The 16,228-nt window shown below is 65.1% G+C and carries 11 protein-coding genes and 12 pseudogenes; 12 read left to right on the plus strand and 11 right to left on the minus strand.

The features are described from left to right. Nucleotides 1-150 precede the first annotated feature (150 nt). The gene (locus FQ389_RS03605) at nt 151-1,599 is read left to right on the plus strand and encodes an amino acid permease (protein WP_144206081.1); all 1,449 of its coding nucleotides are present in this window, start codon (nt 151-153) and stop codon (nt 1,597-1,599) included. Nucleotides 1,600-1,964: 365 nt separating this feature from the next. Continuing rightward, nucleotides 1,965-2,673, plus strand: a pseudogene (locus FQ389_RS03615) (acyl-CoA dehydrogenase family protein); the annotation flags it as partial. Nucleotides 2,674-2,912: 239 nt separating this feature from the next. Here FQ389_RS03615 and aceA read toward each other — a convergent pair. After that, a complete protein-coding gene (gene aceA, locus FQ389_RS03620; RefSeq protein WP_144206082.1) occupies nt 2,913-5,210 on the minus strand; it encodes an isocitrate lyase ICL2 in 2,298 nt (765 codons plus the stop codon). Between the two features lie 294 nt (nt 5,211-5,504). Further along, nucleotides 5,505-6,180: pseudogene (locus FQ389_RS03625) on the minus strand (MBL fold metallo-hydrolase). A gap of 127 nt (nt 6,181-6,307) precedes the next feature. Between FQ389_RS03625 and FQ389_RS03630 the strand changes: the two are divergent. The 4 genes and pseudogenes from FQ389_RS03630 to FQ389_RS03645 form a co-directional block, all read left to right on the plus strand. Next, a pseudogene (locus FQ389_RS03630) lies at nt 6,308-6,875 on the plus strand (alcohol dehydrogenase catalytic domain-containing protein); the annotation flags it as partial. A 489-nt stretch (nt 6,876-7,364) separates the two neighbouring features. Further along, nucleotides 7,365-7,522: pseudogene (locus FQ389_RS21110) on the plus strand (SRPBCC family protein); the annotation flags it as partial. 63 nt (nt 7,523-7,585) lie between these two features. After that, nucleotides 7,586-8,134 carry a hypothetical protein gene (locus tag FQ389_RS03640; RefSeq protein ID WP_144206083.1) on the plus strand — a complete coding sequence of 183 codons (549 nt, stop codon included), beginning with the start codon at nt 7,586-7,588 and terminating at the stop codon, nt 8,132-8,134. Nucleotides 8,135-8,136: 2 nt separating this feature from the next. Beyond that, nucleotides 8,137-9,108, plus strand: a complete 972-nt coding sequence (locus tag FQ389_RS03645; protein ID WP_407662738.1) for an FAD-dependent oxidoreductase — start codon at nt 8,137-8,139, stop codon at nt 9,106-9,108. Here FQ389_RS03645 and FQ389_RS03650 read toward each other — a convergent pair. Continuing rightward, a complete protein-coding gene (locus FQ389_RS03650) occupies nt 9,092-9,502 on the minus strand; it encodes an anti-sigma factor antagonist (protein ID WP_144206084.1) in 411 nt (136 codons plus the stop codon). The genes FQ389_RS03645 and FQ389_RS03650 overlap by 17 nt on opposite strands. 253 nt (nt 9,503-9,755) lie before the next feature. Between FQ389_RS03650 and FQ389_RS03655 the strand changes: the two genes are divergently transcribed. Both FQ389_RS03655 and FQ389_RS18930 read left to right on the plus strand, forming a co-directional pair. Next, nucleotides 9,756-10,274 (plus strand): enoyl-CoA hydratase/isomerase family protein, encoded by a 519-nt coding sequence (locus FQ389_RS03655; protein ID WP_260860458.1) that lies wholly within the window; start codon nt 9,756-9,758, stop codon nt 10,272-10,274. After that, nucleotides 10,255-10,476 carry an enoyl-CoA hydratase-related protein gene (locus FQ389_RS18930; protein WP_260860461.1) on the plus strand — a complete coding sequence of 74 codons (222 nt, stop codon included), beginning with the start codon at nt 10,255-10,257 and terminating at the stop codon, nt 10,474-10,476. The genes FQ389_RS03655 and FQ389_RS18930 overlap by 20 nt, the downstream gene beginning before the upstream one ends. A gap of 3 nt (nt 10,477-10,479) precedes the next feature. Here FQ389_RS18930 and FQ389_RS03660 read toward each other — a convergent pair. Further along, nucleotides 10,480-10,617: pseudogene (locus FQ389_RS03660) on the minus strand (phage holin family protein); the annotation flags it as partial. 11 nt (nt 10,618-10,628) lie between these two features. Beyond that, nucleotides 10,629-10,874 carry a hypothetical protein gene (locus FQ389_RS03665; protein ID WP_144206085.1) on the minus strand — a complete coding sequence of 82 codons (246 nt, stop codon included), beginning with the start codon at nt 10,872-10,874 and terminating at the stop codon, nt 10,629-10,631. A 41-nt stretch (nt 10,875-10,915) separates the two neighbouring features. Between FQ389_RS03665 and FQ389_RS03670 the strand changes: the two are divergent. Further along, nucleotides 10,916-11,180 (plus strand): annotated as a pseudogene (locus FQ389_RS03670) (MFS transporter); the annotation flags it as partial. A gap of 95 nt (nt 11,181-11,275) precedes the next feature. Here the strand turns inward: FQ389_RS03670 and FQ389_RS03675 are convergent. Together FQ389_RS03675 and FQ389_RS03680 are read right to left on the minus strand one after the other, a co-directional pair. Further along, nucleotides 11,276-11,534 (minus strand): annotated as a pseudogene (locus FQ389_RS03675) (molybdopterin-binding protein); the annotation flags it as partial. Between the two features lie 35 nt (nt 11,535-11,569). Next, on the minus strand, nt 11,570-11,875 hold the full coding sequence (locus FQ389_RS03680) for an MTH1187 family thiamine-binding protein (RefSeq protein WP_144206086.1): 306 nt from the start codon (nt 11,873-11,875) through the stop codon (nt 11,570-11,572). A 38-nt stretch (nt 11,876-11,913) separates the two neighbouring features. Here FQ389_RS03680 and dtd point away from each other — a divergent pair, with 38 nt between their 5' ends. Continuing rightward, nucleotides 11,914-12,345: a D-aminoacyl-tRNA deacylase gene (gene dtd / locus FQ389_RS03685; protein ID WP_144206087.1), complete on the plus strand. Its 432-nt coding sequence runs from the start codon at nt 11,914-11,916 to the stop codon at nt 12,343-12,345. A 53-nt stretch (nt 12,346-12,398) separates the two neighbouring features. Next, a pseudogene (locus FQ389_RS03690) lies at nt 12,399-13,308 on the plus strand (SAM-dependent methyltransferase). Nucleotides 13,309-13,571: 263 nt separating this feature from the next. On the opposite strand, the pseudogene FQ389_RS03700 reads toward FQ389_RS03690, so the two are convergent. From FQ389_RS03700 to FQ389_RS18945, 4 pseudogenes are all read right to left on the minus strand, one after another. Beyond that, a pseudogene (locus FQ389_RS03700) lies at nt 13,572-13,827 on the minus strand (alcohol dehydrogenase catalytic domain-containing protein); the annotation flags it as partial. A gap of 25 nt (nt 13,828-13,852) precedes the next feature. After that, nucleotides 13,853-15,407 (minus strand): annotated as a pseudogene (locus FQ389_RS03705) (flavin-containing monooxygenase). 63 nt (nt 15,408-15,470) lie between these two features. After that, nucleotides 15,471-15,678, minus strand: a pseudogene (locus FQ389_RS21990) (HNH endonuclease signature motif containing protein); the annotation flags it as partial. A 2-nt stretch (nt 15,679-15,680) separates the two neighbouring features. Further along, nucleotides 15,681-16,056, minus strand: a pseudogene (locus tag FQ389_RS18945) (LLM class flavin-dependent oxidoreductase); the annotation flags it as partial. Here FQ389_RS18945 and FQ389_RS21995 point away from each other — a divergent pair. Further along, a partial coding sequence (locus FQ389_RS21995; RefSeq protein WP_407662742.1) for a hypothetical protein occupies nt 15,962-16,228 on the plus strand: 267 nt, incomplete at its 3' end. The pseudogene FQ389_RS18945 and the gene FQ389_RS21995 sit on opposite strands and share 95 nt — an antisense overlap.

A 16,228-nucleotide genomic window follows, 5' to 3' on the forward strand; every position in this document is an offset into this window, starting at 1 on the left:
CTCGCCCACCGCGAGGCGCCACGGCTGACGTAACGTCGTTTTACAATCGCGATGGTCACTGCCGCTGTGCAAGGATGAGGATCATCGTGTTGGACTTTGGCCATAGTTAGCTGGATTGCCAGCGATTCGAAACCCGCGAGGACGTGACGCATGAGCCAGGTTGACGCCGATATCCGTTCGGCTGCCCCGCAGCTGCACCGAGGTCTGGCCAACCGTCACATCCAGCTGATTGCGATCGGCGGCACGATCGGGACCGGCCTGTTCATGGGTGCGGGGCGAACCATCGCCCGCGCCGGCCCGTCGGTGGTGCTGGTCTACGGCATCGTCGGGTTCTTCTTGTTCTTCGTGCTCCGCGCGATGGGCGAACTGCTGCTGTCGAACCTCAACTACAAGTCATTCGTCGACTTCGCGGCCGACCTCTTGGGGCCCGCCGCCGGCTTTTTCGTCGGCTGGTCGTACTGGTTCGCCTGGATCGCCACCGGCATCGCCGAGCTGGTGGCGATCTCGGGCTACGTGCGGTTCTGGTGGCCCGACGTGCCGGCCTGGATCCCGGCGCTGGCCGCCTGCTCCGTGATCCTGCTGTTCAACTTGTTCAGCGTGCGCAACTTCGGGGAGATCGAATTCTGGTTCGCTTTGATCAAGGTGATCGCGATCGTCTGCCTGATCGCCGACGGCGCGTTTCTGGTGGCGACGAATTTTGTTTCGCCGCAAGGAGATCGCGCGGCGCTCGGGAATCTGTGGCAGGACGGCGGCTTCTTCGCCACCGGGTTCATGGGCATGGTCAGCGGATTCCAAATCGCGTTCTTCGCCTTCGTCGGGGTGGAACTCGTCGGCGCCGCCGCGGCCGAGACGGCACACCCGCGCCGCACCCTGCCGCGCGCGATCAATGCCGTGCCGCTGCGGGTCGTGATCTTCTACATCGGCGCGCTGCTGATGATCCTGATGGTCGTGCCCTGGCGAAGGTTCGCCGGCGACGAGTCCCCGTTCGTGATGATGTTCTCCCTGGCCGGCATCGCCGGCGCCGCGTCGATCGTGAACTTTGTCGTGACCACCGCCGCCGCGTCGTCGGCCAATTCCGGCATGTACTCCACGGGCCGCATGCTCTACGGCCTGGCCGATGAGGGCAGCGCGCCGACGTTGTTCCGCCGGCTCAACGGCGGCGGCGTGCCGGCGCCCGCGCTGTTCGTGACCGCCGCACTCTTTTTGATCGTCATCCCGCTGTTGCACGTCGGCGGCTCGGTCATGGGTGCTTTCACACTCGTGACGACCGTCGCGTCGCTGCTGTTTATGTTCGTCTGGACGATGATCCTGCTCAGCTACCTGGTCTACCGGCGCCGCCACGCGGCGCGCCACGCGGACTCAACGTTCAAAATGCCCGGCGGCGTGGTGATGTGCTGGACCGTTCTTGCGTTCTTCGCGTTCGTGCTCTGGACCCTTTGCACCGAGCCGGACACGGCGACGGCGTTGGCATGGTTCCCGGTGTGGTTCGTGGTGCTCGCGATCGGCTGGCTGGTGGTGCGTAGCCGTCCCAGCCACACTGACCGGTATCTCATTTTTCAGGCCGAGATGAATCAACCGGTCGGCGACAGCGCGAGCTGACCGGCGCACCCCTGGAGCGCGGACGTTGTTGGGATCGGTAGCCGGCCCGCGCGTCTGTACTAGATCGCAACGACGCCGCCAAAAGGTGGCGCCCCAGGAAAGGAAGACCACAAATAAACATCTTGCCGAGCAGCTCCAACAGCAGATCGACCGGGGCGATCGCCAGCGCAGCCTATACATCGGGATCAGCACCGTCCTGTTCGCGATCTGGAGCTTCTCCCGGCTGATCTGGATACTCTAAACATCGTAATGACATTCGGCTGGTATTTCGGCGCGATGGCGTTCCAGCTTGTGCTGTGGGGTGTGATCGGCACGGCCCGCCGCAGTGGCCTCGATCGGCTTCCTTGCCCGCTACAACAAGGGATATTGACGCCTCTGACGGCTCGCGAAGAAGCGCGGAGAACCGAACAAGACGATTCCGCGCCTCGCTGCGCGGCTTTCTCCGCGAACCACGCGCCACAGTGTGCTCGTAACCCTTCGCCGCGAGAAGGCGCGAAGCGCCGGTCCGGTGGCTGTGCACCGACCTCGAGCTCCCCGCCCTGCACACCCCGGCGGAGTACGGCGGCGTCGGCGCCACCCTGGTGGAGAGCGCGATCGCGTTCGGCGCGCTGGGCCGGGCGCTGGCCCCCGTCCCTTTCGCGGCCACCACGTTTGCGATCGAAGCGATTCTGCGGCTCGGCGACGACGAGCAGCGCAAGAATCTGTTGCCCGGCCTGTTGTCCGGCGAACGGATCGCCGCGTTCGCGATCACCGGCTACGAGGTGGCCGATGCCGGCGCGGCGACGGTACGGAGACAGCGGCGCGACGGCCGGACCACGCTCACCGGCGAATGCACCCCGTCTTGAATGACAGAGTCGCCGACCTGTTCGTCGTCCCGGCCATCGTCGACGGCACCGTTGCCCTGCACAATCGTCACCGCCACCGCTCCCGGGGTGACGGTGGTGCCGCTGCCGTCGTTCGATCCGACCCGGCCCGTTGCCATGTTGCGGCTGGCGAGAACTCCGGCGGAGGCATTGTCCGGCCGACCTCGTACGCGTGCTGGATGTGGCACGGATGCTGCTGGCCGCCGAGATGCAGCCCTAGCAGCGCAACGAGGCCCAGGGCCGCGGCGACGATAAAGCGCCGATCTGAGAGTGCTGCGATCGTACCCGAGGGTCGTGCCCGTTGTTAGTTGCGCGCTGGGCAGTGGCAATCGCGGGTATGTAAAACATTCATTGTCAGTTGAGACGGCGTTTGTCGCGCCTTCTACCATGTCCGCACCTCGGGCAGCAAAGGGATAAAGGGCTGGTCTCCAGCGGACCGACCGAGGTCCGCTACTTCTGCTTGGTGATCAGTTTCCGCAGCTCCACCCGGTCGGGTGCCAGCAACTCGGCGATGCGCGGCTTGTTCACCTCGGCGACGATGATTTCGCCGACCTCCTGGTAGACCTCGCTGAAGATGCCGTGGGACTTCATCTTCTCGGTCTGGTACAGGTTGTCCTCGGTGGGTGTCACGTAGTAGACCGCGTCCGCCTTGAAGCGGTGCACCAGCCACAGGTGAATCACCGTCATCAGGCGCTTCTTGCGCAGCTTCTCGGCGAAGGTGTTCTGGTCGCGCACCTGCAGGATGCTACGGCCGTGCCGGTCCTTGATCGGGTCGACCACGACGTTGGCCAACTGCTCGTCGCCGTCGGAGCTATCGCCGTAGATACCCAGTTCGAGCACGTCGGAGCCAGCGCGACGGGGCCGCAGCGTCACGCGCAGCTTCTCGCCCAGCCGGTAATGCTCGCTCCACAACGCCAGCCATTCCTCGAGCAGTTTCTTGGGCACCTCGGTCTGCGCTAGGTGCTGGTGCTGGGTCGACCCCTTGCCCATCGCCTTCGTCGTGGCGGTACGGCCCGAGGACGCGGCCAGCGCGGCGTCACTGCGGGGGCCGCCGACGAGGGTTTGCGGCGTCCTGTAGGGCGACTCGACAAGGCGCATCTTGCGCTGCAGGCGGGCCAGCGCCAGCATGCCGTCCTGGCGCAGGTTGGTGGCGAACTCCTCGGCGGCCACACCGTCGATCTGGTGTCCGCCGTAGGTGATGAAGTTGAAGACGAAGCCCATTTTGCCGAGCTCCTCGGGGAATCGCTTCATCTCCTTGTCGCTCATTCCGGTGGTGTCCCAGTTGAACGACGGCGAGAGGTTGTACGCCAGCATCTGGTCTGGGAACTCGGCGTGAATCGCATCGGCGAACTGCTTGGCGTCGGCGAGGTCCGCCGTCTTCGTCTCCATCCAGAGGATGTCGGCGAACGGCGCCACGGCCAGCGACTTGACGATGGCATACGGGATGCCGCCGCGGATCTGGTAGTAACCTTCCGGGGTCTTGGCCAGCTCGCAGTCCCACGGTGAATCGACACCCAATTCCCGGGCCTTCTCCCGCGCGGCGTACAGCGATGCGCGCGAGGCGAATTGGCGCCATTCCGCGGAGCTCATGCTCGGTGGCTCGTCGTCCTTCTCGCTGAACTCGAGCACCTCGGCAATGGCCTCGCCGTAGGTCATCAGGCCGGCGTCGTCCTCCCAGGCGGGGACGAACCGCGACTCAACTTGGTCGAACAGGTCGTCGATGGGGTGCTGGCCGTTCTGTCGCCATTGCGTGGCCGCCTCGGAGATCAGCGACAGAATCCCCTGCCGCTCCAGCCACGCGTTGGCGCTCGCGTACTCACCCTCGGCGAGGGCGTAGAGGAGATGGCCGTTGAGTTCCTTGACGCCCAGTTCGTAGAAGCGGCGCACCATGGCCAGGAAGCAGGCCTTGTACGACGGAATGTTGAGGTTGGTCGCCCCGAGCAGGAACGGTTGGTCGCGCTCGTCGGCGCGACTGTCGATCAGGTTGGCCGCCTCGGCGTCGGTGCGGGCCACAATAATGCCCGGCACGCGCATCACATCGAGCTGGAACCGAGCCGCATTGAGACGCTTGATCTGCTCGTCGGACGGCACCAGCACCTTGCCGCCCTGGTGCCCGCATTTCTTGGTACCCGGGCGCTGGTCCTCGATGTGGTAGCCGGGCACGCCGACCTCGACGAAGCGCCGAATCAGGTTGCGCACGTGCGGGTCACCGCCGTGACCAGTGTCGGCATCGGCGATGATGAACGGTCGGAAGTCGTACTCCTTGGTGGTGGCGCGCTGCTGCTCGCTCATGTGCAGGCGCTGGAAGTACTGATTGCGGTCGGCGGTCAGCAGGGCGCGCACCAGAACCGCGGCATCGTCGGGGACCTGGCTGAGCGGGTAGGAGGCGAGGTCAGGGCCCGGGTCTTCGGTGGTCGACCCCTTCGCGGAGGTTGCCCAACCGCCAAGGTAGATGCCCTCTATGCCCATCCGCTTCATGCTCACCGCCTGCCCCGACGAGTACGGCCCGAAGGTGGTGATGCACTTTTTGGCCTCGAAGAGCTCGCGCAGTCGGGGGTAGAACGCCGTCGCCGCCTCCCGCGCCACGGTGTAGTCGGTGGGGATGGTGCCGCGTTGCTCGACGACCTGGCGGGCCGTGTAGAGACGAATGATCCCAGCAAAGCGTGGATCATCGAAATATCGCTGGGTGGCTGCGGTCTCTTGCTCGAAGGGTGCGGGGACTTCGGTGTCCGCGTCGATGATGGCCATGGCCTTACGCTCCTCTTTCCTAGAGAAATCCGCTGAACGTGAGTCTATCCCCGGACCCGGTCTTTCAATCATGGAAATTCGGCCAATCCAAGTCGGTTCTCGACGGCCCGAATACCCGAATCACTGTTGATTGCGCGCAGTAAAACCGTTGTTTTACAATGATTTTCGGTGATTTTCACAGTGTCGGCCCGCCGCACCAGCGCGCGCAGCAAATTGTTATCTGCGGTAAGAACACCATGAACTGCCACCGCTAGCAAACAATCGGTACGCCTCTCGCCGGGCGCGCACTGCTCGTTAGTCCGCGCGCCGACGCAACCAATCCCGCTGACGGCGGATGAAATCGGCGTCGAGGACCTTCCCGTGGCCCGGAACGTAGATCGTGGCCGGACCGCGCATCGCCACGAGCCGATCGGGGGTGTGCGGCCAGGCCCGCACATCGGAGTCGGCGTCGATCGCCGGGTCGGCGGACTCCTCGACGAGATCGCCGGTGAAAATCACGGTCCGATCGCCGTTCTCACCCATTGGGGGCACACCGACGACCAAATCCGACGCGGTGTGACCACAGCCGAGGTGGCCGACCCTTATCTGCCGGCCGCCCAGATCAAGGACGGCATCGTAGTTCCCGTGCCGCGGCGGCCGCAAGGCCGCGATCGCCCGATCGATCTCGTCGGCGTCGGCGCCATGACTCAACGCATAGGCGCGAAGCTTATCGCTGACCCGACGACAAATAATCGACAACCTCCGGGGTGCAACAGATCTCGGCACCGGCGAACTGTCCGGCGCCCAACACATGGTCGAAATGTTTGTGCGTCAACACAATATGGGTGACGGCGACTCCCGCAAGCTCTCGGACATGCTGTTCGATCGCGGCCGCTTCAGCCAGCGTACCGCTGTCGACGAGCAACGCGCCGCTGCGGCCCCACACCAGGCCAACCGTGACGTCGCAGAACTCGAGCCGGCAGCGATGCACGCCGGTGCTGAGCGGCTCCCAAGCGAATCACATAACAGGACGGTAGCTTCCCCGCGGGTACCCGGGAGTGGGTTGACTGTCGAGAATTCCCGATAAAGGGTGGAAGCCGACTTCGAAGGGGAACACGGTGCGCGCAGTCGTCATCACCAAGCACGGGGGGCCGTCGGTCCTGCAGGTACAGCACCGGCCCGATCCGCCCCCGCCCGGGGCGAGCCAGCTACAGATCGCGGTCCGCGCGGCCGGGGTCAACTTCACCGATCACCTCGCCCGGGTATCGGGATGTATTCCGATGCGCGAAACTACCGGCGGTGGTGGGCTACGAAGTCGCCGGACCGTCGCTGTCGTCGGCGACGGCGTCGATCCCAGCCGGGTGGGGTGAATGTCTTGGCTGGAACACGATTCGGCGGCTACGCCGAAATCGTCAACGTCGCCGTCAGCGATCGGTCGTGTTACCCACCGCACTGAGCTTTGAGCAGGGTGCCGCGGTGCCTGTCAACTACGCGACCGCGTGGGCCGCGCTGCACGGCTATGGCTCGTTGCGCCGCGGTGAACGGGTCCTGATTCACGCCGCCGGCGGGGTCGGTATCGCGGCCATCCAGTTCGCGAAGGCCGCCAGGGCCGAGGTGCACGGCACCGCGTCGCCGGCCAAACATGCCAGGCTCGTCGAGTTCGGCGTGGACCGGGCGATCGACTACTTGGTGATCACCGATCCAAACAAGCGCGCCGCGATCCCCGCGAGATCTACTGTGGCATCGGCGCCCAAGTACCTGGAATACGCGGCCAAGACGGCGACGGACCCGCAAACGCGGCGGGTGTATCACAGCGCGATGACCCTGACCGACACCCTGGCCCAAGGTTCCGGTGCACGTCATCCCGTGTCTCAACCAACGCATCGACACGGCCGAGCCGGGCATCGCCGCCGCCGCGTGGGCCTCGATCATCCCGGTGGGCTGAAGCTTCCTACTGGCGCTGCGCTCGCGGGGGCTGGGGTCGGTGTGGACGACGATGTATCTGTTCAAGGAGCGGGAAGGTCGCCGAGCTGCTCGGCATTCCGGAGACCGTCACACAGGCGGCGCTGTTCCCGGTCTCCCACACGATCGGCACCGACTTCCGCCGACCAAGCGGCCACCCGCGGAGACCATCACGTACTGGGATGCCTGGAAACAGCCTGTTGGAGAACGCTGATGCAGTCCTACACCGTGCGATTCCACATCGACGCGCCGCCCGCGCAAAGTGTGGAGGGTGCTGCACCCGCCGGTGCCACCGAACGCCCCGCGGCCAACGGGTGCTCACCTGGCCGACCGGCAGCATGGAAATCCTAAACGAGGGCAACGAGGGCGGCCTCTGATGGGCTGATTTCACAACGCTATGAATTAGGTCCCCGGCCCCGGTACCCTCAATTTCTATGGGTGCGATACCTAATGTGGCACGCTGGACGGTTGCGGGTCTGATGGTCGCGGGGTGGGCCGCTTCCGCGGTCGTCGCCAGTGCCGACCCGGATGAGACCCGTGGACCGGCACCGGTCCCGGCGCCGTCACTATCGCCCGCGGCATCACCGGCACCCGCCGCACCGTCCGCGTCGCCCTCACCCGCCCCCGCGCCGGCCAAGACGGTGATGGACAAGGACGGTTTGTACGCCGTCGGGACCGACATCGAGCCGGGCATTTACAGCAGCGCCGGTCCCGTCGACGACGGCACCTGCTACTGGAAGCGGACCGCCAACCCCGACGGCGCCCTCATCGACAACTCGCTGACCAAGAAGCCGCAGGTCGTCCGGATCGACCCGACTGACAAGGCGTTCAAGACCGACGGTTGCCAGCCCTGGCAACTTACCCCGGACGCGACACCGCCCCCGGACGTCTCCGGTCCGGTCGCCGGTGCGCAGGTCCAGGGCATCATCGGGGATATCAACGGGCTGCTCGCGCCGCACGGACAGCGCGTACCCGGTACCTGATCGTGGCCGACGGCCTCACCGGGCAGATCATCGTCGTCGGGGCCGGGGTCAGTGGGTTGACGTCGGCCCTGTGCCTGGCCGAAGCGGGATGGCCGGTTCGAGTGTGGGCTGCCGTACCGCCTGTGCAGACCACCTCGGTCGTCGCGGGCGCGGTATGGCTTCCGCCGAGGCCGGCCGAACGCGCCGTCGAAACCCTGGGCTGGACGGAGATCTCGCTCGGCGTGTTTCGCGAACTCGCCACCGACCCCGACACGGGCGTGCGCCTGACCCCGGCGCTGAGCGTGGGGGACTTAAGCGCGACCGAGGCGATGTCGTCGGCCGCACGGTTGGTCCCCGAGCTGCGGCCCGCCGAGCCCACCGAACTGCCGGGCGGCTACCAGGTCGGTTTTCGCGCCACCGTGCCGATGATCGATATGCCGCACTATCTCGAGTACCTCATGCGCCGTCTCGCCGCGGCCGGCTGCGAGATCGAGCAACGTCCCGTGCGGTCGTTGTCCGAAGCAGCCGACGAGGCGCCGATCGTGATCAACTGCACGGGGCTCGGTGCGCGCACACTGGTCGGCGACGACACCGTGCGGCCGCTATTCGGCCAGCACGTGGTGCTCGCGAATCCTGGTCTGCAGCAACTGTTTTTAGAGAACAACAGCGAGCCGGAGTGGGTCTGCTACTTTCCGCACCCACACCGGGTGGTCTGCGGCGGCATCAGCATCGCCGATCGCTGTAACACCTCCCCCGAGCCCGACATCACCGATCGGATCCTCAAGCGCTGCCGCCGGATCCAACCGAAGCTGCGCGACGCCGAGGTCATCGAGACGATCACCGGCCTACGGCCGGGCCGCCCCACCGTGCGGCTGGAAGTGGAGGCACTCGGGTCGGCGCGCTGCATCCACAACTACGGCCATGGTGGCAACGGCGTCACCCTGTCCTGGGGGTGTGCGCACGAGGTGGTGCGTCTGGTCAGCTCTGGTCGTTGACCGTCGCGAGGGCGGTCTCGACGGTCGTGTACGTCGGCAACAACCGGCGCAGCCCACAGGCGGCGATGGTGCGGGCCATCACGGGCTGGTGGGTGACCAGCCGCAGCGCGACGCCGCGGCTGCGGCACCGCACGGCCTCGTTCGCCAGCGCAGCGTAGCCGCACGAACCCATGAAGTCGAGTTCGCGAACGTCGATGACAAACGGACCGGGTGCGACAGCCTCGGCGGAGCTTCTGCTCAGCAGGTCTTGCCAGGTGCACTCATTACTGGCACCGACGGCGATGACCACAGAGGAACCTGCCCGTTCGGTGGCGGCGCGCAGACCACTCGGCGCGTTACCGACGTAGGCACGCCCGTTGTTAGGCGGCGGAATCCCGATCGCGGAGTTATCCATCTTCGCGACATCCCGTCGTCGTAGGCTGTTCGGGCGACGTCGTCCGTCTCCCGGGTGAAGGCCAGCAGGGCTGTCGTCAAACCTTCCCCCGGTCGGCTTTCACGTCGCTGCTAAGCATATGTGGAATTGGCGTTCCGGGGTATGAATTGCGCAAATCGATGAATTACGTGCAACCAGTCCACCGCCGAAGGAGACTGAAACCCTTTTTATTTCAGTAACGGTAGCAGCGACAAACCGAGACGATGGAACATCCGTGAGCATCGATTACGCGCTTAACGCTCACATCGCCACCATTACCATCAACCGCCCCGAGACCCGCAACTCGCTGGATATGGAGTATTTCCGCGATTTGGCGCACGCGTGGGCCGAGCTCTGCGACGACGACGGCGCCTGGGTTGCCGTTGTCACCGGCGTCGGGCGGGATTTCGGCACCAGCGCCGATTTGAAGAAGTTCATTCCGGAACTCACCGGCGAGCTACCCAAGTCCGAGGGGTGGGGCGCACTCGACGCCATTCACGCCGTGTTGCACCGTTTTCCGGTATACAAACCGATCATCGCCGCGGTGAACGGAACCTGCGCCGCGGGTAGCTTTGAGCAGTTGGGTTGCACGGACATTCGCGTCACCGTGCCCGAGGCGCGGTTCGCCGAAGCGCGGTCTGTTCGCCGGCGACGGAAGTACGGTGCGGCTGCCGCGCCAGATTCCCTACGCCCTCGCGATGGGGTTGCTCAACCAGGTGGTTCCGGCGCGGCGGTTGATAGATATCGCTTATGACTACGCCGAGCGCATCGCGGCCAACGCGCCGCTCGCGGTCTTTGCGACCAAACAGTCGGCCGTCGAGGGCCTGGCGCTGAACCTCGACGCCGCCTACGAGAACGAAACACGGCACAGCGACCGGGTTTTCGCGACCGAGTATGCGAAAGAAGGCCCGCGTGCCTTCGCCGAGAAACGACCACCGCGGTGGCAGGCGCGGTGAGGGTCAGCGGGTGCGGCGGTTGACGTCGTGTGCCAGAAGCGACAACAACCAGCTGACGATCGACAACAGGATCGCGGCCCAGATGGCCGTCCACCAGAAGTGGTCGATGGTCAATCCCCAGTGCGTGGTGTGCTCGGTGATCTGCTTCGGAGCTAAGCGTTGCCGCGCTGCTCCTCCGCCGCCAAGTGCTTCACCATCTGGCAAAGGTTGACCACAGCAGCGCTTAACTTGGCGATCGTCGCGTCCCGATCTGCCACACACGATTGCCAGTCGGCGAACCGCGCCGGGGACTTCTGATTGTCCGCGATGAGGTGGATTTTCTCCTCGATCTGATCGCGCAGGTCCGCGAGGGTCAATTGCCCCGGCGCGCTGATGTCGGAGAACCATTTGTCAGTCATGTGGCTTGTCGCCTTCCGCAGAGTCCCCAGAACCATAATTCCCCGCACACCTCACCGAGATGTCGCCGGACGCCTTCCGCGGCCTCGATCCCGGCGTGACCTACCAGCTCGGCAACTTGCTGGCCGCGTTCAACCTTCCGACCCAGGAACGCTTGGCGGAGTCGCACGGCTATCCGTTCGCGTTGGCCGCCACGATCGTGCTGGTATTCCTGGCGGTGGCGTTCCTGACCCTTGATCGGCAAGCACGCGACCGGAATCCAGTTCGGCACCAAGGAAACCGTTTTCCTGCCAACAGAAGTGCGGTAATCACACCGTAGGTTCGCAGCTGAGCGCCAGGCGCAGCATGTGCATCGCGATCGTGGTCGAGCGTTCCCGGATGTCGGAGCGATTGCCGGGAAGCCGCGGGCCACGACCTCAACGGTCATGTCGTCGGCCGTGGGTCCCAGGCCGCCGCTGGTTACGATCAGGTCGACGCCCTGATCGGCCAGGAAGCGCAGCTGCGCCTCGATGTCGGCGGGCCGGTCACCACAGATCGTGATGTGGGCGAGTTCCACGCCCAGCTCCAGCAGTTGATCGGCAATCCACGGTCCGTTCCGGTCCTGGACTCGACCGGTGAGGACTTCGGTTCCGGTGACAACGATTTCCTACACGTGCGCTCACCGGCATGAGCCTACTGACGCGCTGGGCGGGCGGTGCTAACCTTCCGCGAGGTGGCACTCGACTGTCGCCACTTTCTGTGTCATCGCGTCTTTTACACCGGCACGCGAGTCCACCTTGATCACAGTGCTGACCCGGGGCGCTCGGGCCGCCACCACGTCGACGGCGCGCTGGACGACGGTCATGACCTCGTCCCAGGTATCGCCTTCGAAGACGGTGAACATCGAATTCGTTTCGTTGGGCAAACCGGACTCCCGCACCACGCGAACCGCGTCGGCAACGAGCTCACTGACGCCGTCGCTCACGCCCAGCGGAGTGACAGAAAACGCGACTAAAACAGACACCCGACAAGCCTACCCACCCAGCCTGGCAGCATCGACCCATGCGGGTTCTGGTGCAACGGGTGTCGTCGGCGGCGGTGACGGTCGACGGCCGGGTGGTCGGCGCCGTGCGGCCCGAGGGCCAGGGGTTGCTGGCGTTCGTCGGGGTGGCTCACGACGATGACCAGGCCAAGGCCCAACGCCTTGCCGAAAAGCTCTGGACGCTACGTATTCTCGCGGACGAGCGGTCCGCGGCGGATGTCGGCGCACCGATCTTGGTGGTGAGCCAATTCACCCTTTACGCCGATACCGCGAAGGGCCGCAGGCCGTCCTGGAATGCCGCAGCTCCCGGCGTGGTGGCCGAGCCGCTGGTCGCGGCGTTCGCCGAGGCGTTGCGCGGGTTGGGCGCGGTGGCCGAAACCGGCGTGTTCGGCGCGCACATGCAGGTCGAATTGGTCAACGACGGACCGGTAACCGTGCTTTTGGAACTCTGAGAACGAGGTCGCGGGTACCGTGGTGATGTCGACGTGCACAGGGAGGGGCGATCATGAGCACCGGGCCCGAATTCGGCTCGCTCCGTTCCGATGACGACCAATGGGACATCGTCAGCAGCGTCGGATATACCGCGCTGCTGGTGGCCGATTGGCGCGCGGTGCACGCTTTGAGTCCACGGGAGTTGGTCCGAGACTAAGTAAGCAAAGGTTTTCATCGCGGCCGCGCAAGATTCGTTTTTATCGGATGCGCTTGCCAATCCGGGAAGCACCGACGACAAGACGGCTTTCCCCGGTTGTACGGCGTGCAGACGAAATTCTTCGACGACTTCTTCGCGTCCTCGGGCGCAGCCGGCATCCGTCAGGCGGTGATTGTCGCGGCGGGCCTGGACTCCCGAGCGTATCGCCTCCAATGGCCGCCCCGAACAAGCGTCTTCGAGATCGACCTGCCAAAAGTCCTGGACTTCAAGGCGCGGGTATTGGGCGAACACGGCGCGGCGCCCCGGGCCAACCGCGTCGAGGTCGCCACCGACCTGCGCACCGACTGGTCCAGGCCGTTGTAGGCGGCCGGTATTGACACCGAACTAACGAGCGCGTGGTCGGTCGAGGGAATAGTGCCATATCTAAACGACGCGGCTCAGAACACACTTTTCACCCGGATCAGTGGGCTCAGCGCCCCCGGCAGCCGAATCGCCATCGGCGCACTGGGATCGCGACGACCATGTTCAGCTCGAAGCGCTGGAAACCGACCATCCCGGCGTCAACATGTCCGGCGGTGTGGATTTCTCCACCCTCACCTTCGAACCCAAGGGCGATCCCGCCGAATGGCTGTCCGGACATGGCTGGAATGTCGATCCGGTGCGTACCACGCTGGATTTGCAGCGGGGCTACGGTCTGACGCCTCCAGAGGTCGACGTGAGGATCGACAGCTTTATGCGTTCCCAATACATCACGGCTATCCGGTAGCGGGGCCGCCATGGTCACGATGACGAGACTCTCGCCCGCCGAGGAGATTCCCGAGATTGTGGCCAGCTCGGCGGGGCCCCGCGTCGGCGTTCTTCGACCTCGACGGCACATTGGTCGACGGGTTCACGGCGGCCGTTCACCTCGGTGAGCGAATCAGGCGCAGGCAAGCAGGGTCGGCGGAGGTACTCGGCGCCTTCGACGCCGCGCTGCGCTACCGGTTCGGCCGCAGCGTGATGCTGCGAATCAGGCAACCCATCCGGTCCCGACGACACCATCACTCGATCCCCGGCCTGGACGGTGCGCACGTCGGGTCCGACCTCTACGACCGTGCCGATCGCTTCGTGCCCCAACGCGATCGGGTCGGGCATCGGAAAGTTGGATTCGTAGAAGTGCAGATCGGATCCGCAGATGCCGGCAGCGGTGACTTTGACGATCGCGCCGTCGGGGCCCGGGCAGGGCAGGATCGGGGTGGGTTTCAACCCGAATGTTGCGGGGACCGTCGATAACTACCGTGCGCATGCGGGGTGCTCACTTTCTGGTCGGGCTACGAACTGCGTTGTCGCACAATGAATTGCGGCCAGTCTGGCGCACGGGCCGCGGCCCAGTACTGGTTGAGGCGCCACGGACTGACGGTGTGGATCCCCTCGTCGGCGTTCTTGAAGTAGGAGTGCTTGACCGCGGGATGCGACACACCATTTTCTTGATCTGCTGCTGGGTGCGCCGATGCCAATCCATGGCCGCCTCGGCCGTGGGTTCCATCGAGTGCACGTCGGGCTTGGTAAGCCGTTTAAGGCACAGTGCATCTGCAGCTCGGACTGGAAGATCAAGCTGTCGCCATGGGCGAGGTGGGTGCCGGGTCCGTAGATGATGAAAAAAATTCGGGAAGTCCGGAACCGTGATGCCCAAGTAGGGTGTGCGCACGAGTTCGACGTTGTCACGCTGCAGTGTTTGCAGCAGCTACCGTTGTCCTGCAGGGTCCGCTTGCCGCAGGCGGGCGCATGGCCCAGCGCACACCGTCGCTGACTTCATCGTGGTACATCACGTTCGGGAACATCCACTGTGCGGTGCGCTGGAACACGGTGAGATGCGCGACGTCCTCGGCGATCGCAGGCGCGATCTGAAAGCCGCTGGCGCCGGCACCGATCAGTGCCACCCTTTTGCCGGTGATGTCGACGGAATGATCCCAGGCCGCGAGTGAAATGACGGGCCCGCGAAGCTTGCGGCGCCGTCGAACTCGGGAATCTGCGGTCGATTGAGCTAGCCGACCGCGGTGATCACGGTGCGAGCCCGCAGCTCGCTGGTCTTTCCGTCGGCGCCGCACAGCGACACGGCCCAGGTGCCGTCGTCGTCCCAGACGGCGGCCAAAACCTCGGTGTTCCATTTGATGTGGTCGGCCAACTCGTGCTTTTTCATCACCTCGGTGAAGTAGTGTTGCAGTTCGTCCTGCTCGGCGAAGATATGAGTCCAGTCGTTGTTGGGTTCGAAGCTGTAGCAATAGAAGTGGTTCGCCACATCGACGCGGTCGCCGGGATATGTGTTCTCCCACCAGGTCCCGCCGGGGCCGGCGTTCTTTTCGACGATGATGAACGGGATGTTGGCCTGTTTGAGCCGAATGCCGGCCAGCAGGCCGGATTCGCCGCATCCGACGACGAGCACCGGCAGTCCGGCCGTCCGCTCGGCCGGTAGCGCCGCCGGCCGGCGCGGATCGACCCCGTCCAGGTCGAGTTCCTCCGAGACCAGCGCCGGTAGTCGTCGGGAACATGTTCGCAGGCCACCCAGTCCAGCATCTCCCGGACCAGCGCCGGGCTCAGCGGCGCCAGCTCCGGACAGCCGCGGTCCCGATAGTCGGTGAGCACCGCCAGCGCCTCGGCGCGGGCTTTGTCCTCTTCGGACATGAACCCCTGCACCTCGTTGAGGAAGATGCCCATCTGCTTGAACTCGCGGATAAAGCGGGAGTCGCCGGTGATGTGCACGAGCGACAGCAGCAGCGTGGGGATGCTGACGTCCTCCAACGCTTTGGCTATCTCCGGGGTCGGCGTGGTGAAAGGACGGCCGGAGTAGGGCTGCGCATCGAGCCGATCCTTTCGACGGGTGACCACCGATTACGCTACCAACGGCTTCGTAATTGGCAGCATTACGCTATCCGTCGCCGACGGAGCCGATCAAGGGTCGTCGTCGCAGAGCACAGTCTCGGGGTGATGAAAGGTGTTGATGCGCGGTTGACCTCGATCTCGGCGCGGCGGAGGGATCCATTCGGTGTCGCCGTTGGCGCGCTTGCGGGTCGTCCAGCCGGCCGGGTTTGACCAGTCGATGGTGCGACCCGTACGCGAACATGAGGTTGTCCATGCCGGTGGTCCGGCAGACGGCGTAGTCGTCAAGGTCAACGACGGCGAGGAGTAGCTGACCTCGTTCTCGAGCCACAGCCGGGTGCACACCTGCAGCGTCTGATCCAGAATGGCACCGCGCCGGTCGAAGTCCACTCCGGTCGCGTCGTATTCTTCGCGCTGCCATCCCGCACCCACGCCGAGATCGACCCGCCCGCCGGAGTGTGGCAATGGTTTTCGCAAGAACCGCGGCCGGGCGTAACGCCGCGAGCAAGATGTTGGTGGCAAGCAGGATGCGTTCGGTGCGTGCCGCGAGGTAGGTCAGCACCATGAGTGGCTCCAGCCAGGGCCCGTCCGGGTCGGTCGGCTGGTGGCCGCCGGCGATGCCTCCGATGCGCGGGTCGGCGTATACGTCCATGTTCATGCCGAACGCGACGTGGTCGGAGACCAGCAGGCGGTCGAACTCCGCAGCGCTCCAGCAGCTGCGCCCACTGGGTGAGGTACCCCAGTCGGTCCTCGGGTCGGCCGAATACGACGGGATGCTCATCGACAGCTGTATCGAGGCCATTCGGCAGGTTAACCGATCGACCCCGGCC

Source organism: Mycobacterium tilburgii (assembly GCF_902168065.1).
Taxonomy (GTDB): Bacteria; Actinomycetota; Actinomycetes; order Mycobacteriales; family Mycobacteriaceae; genus Mycobacterium; species Mycobacterium tilburgii.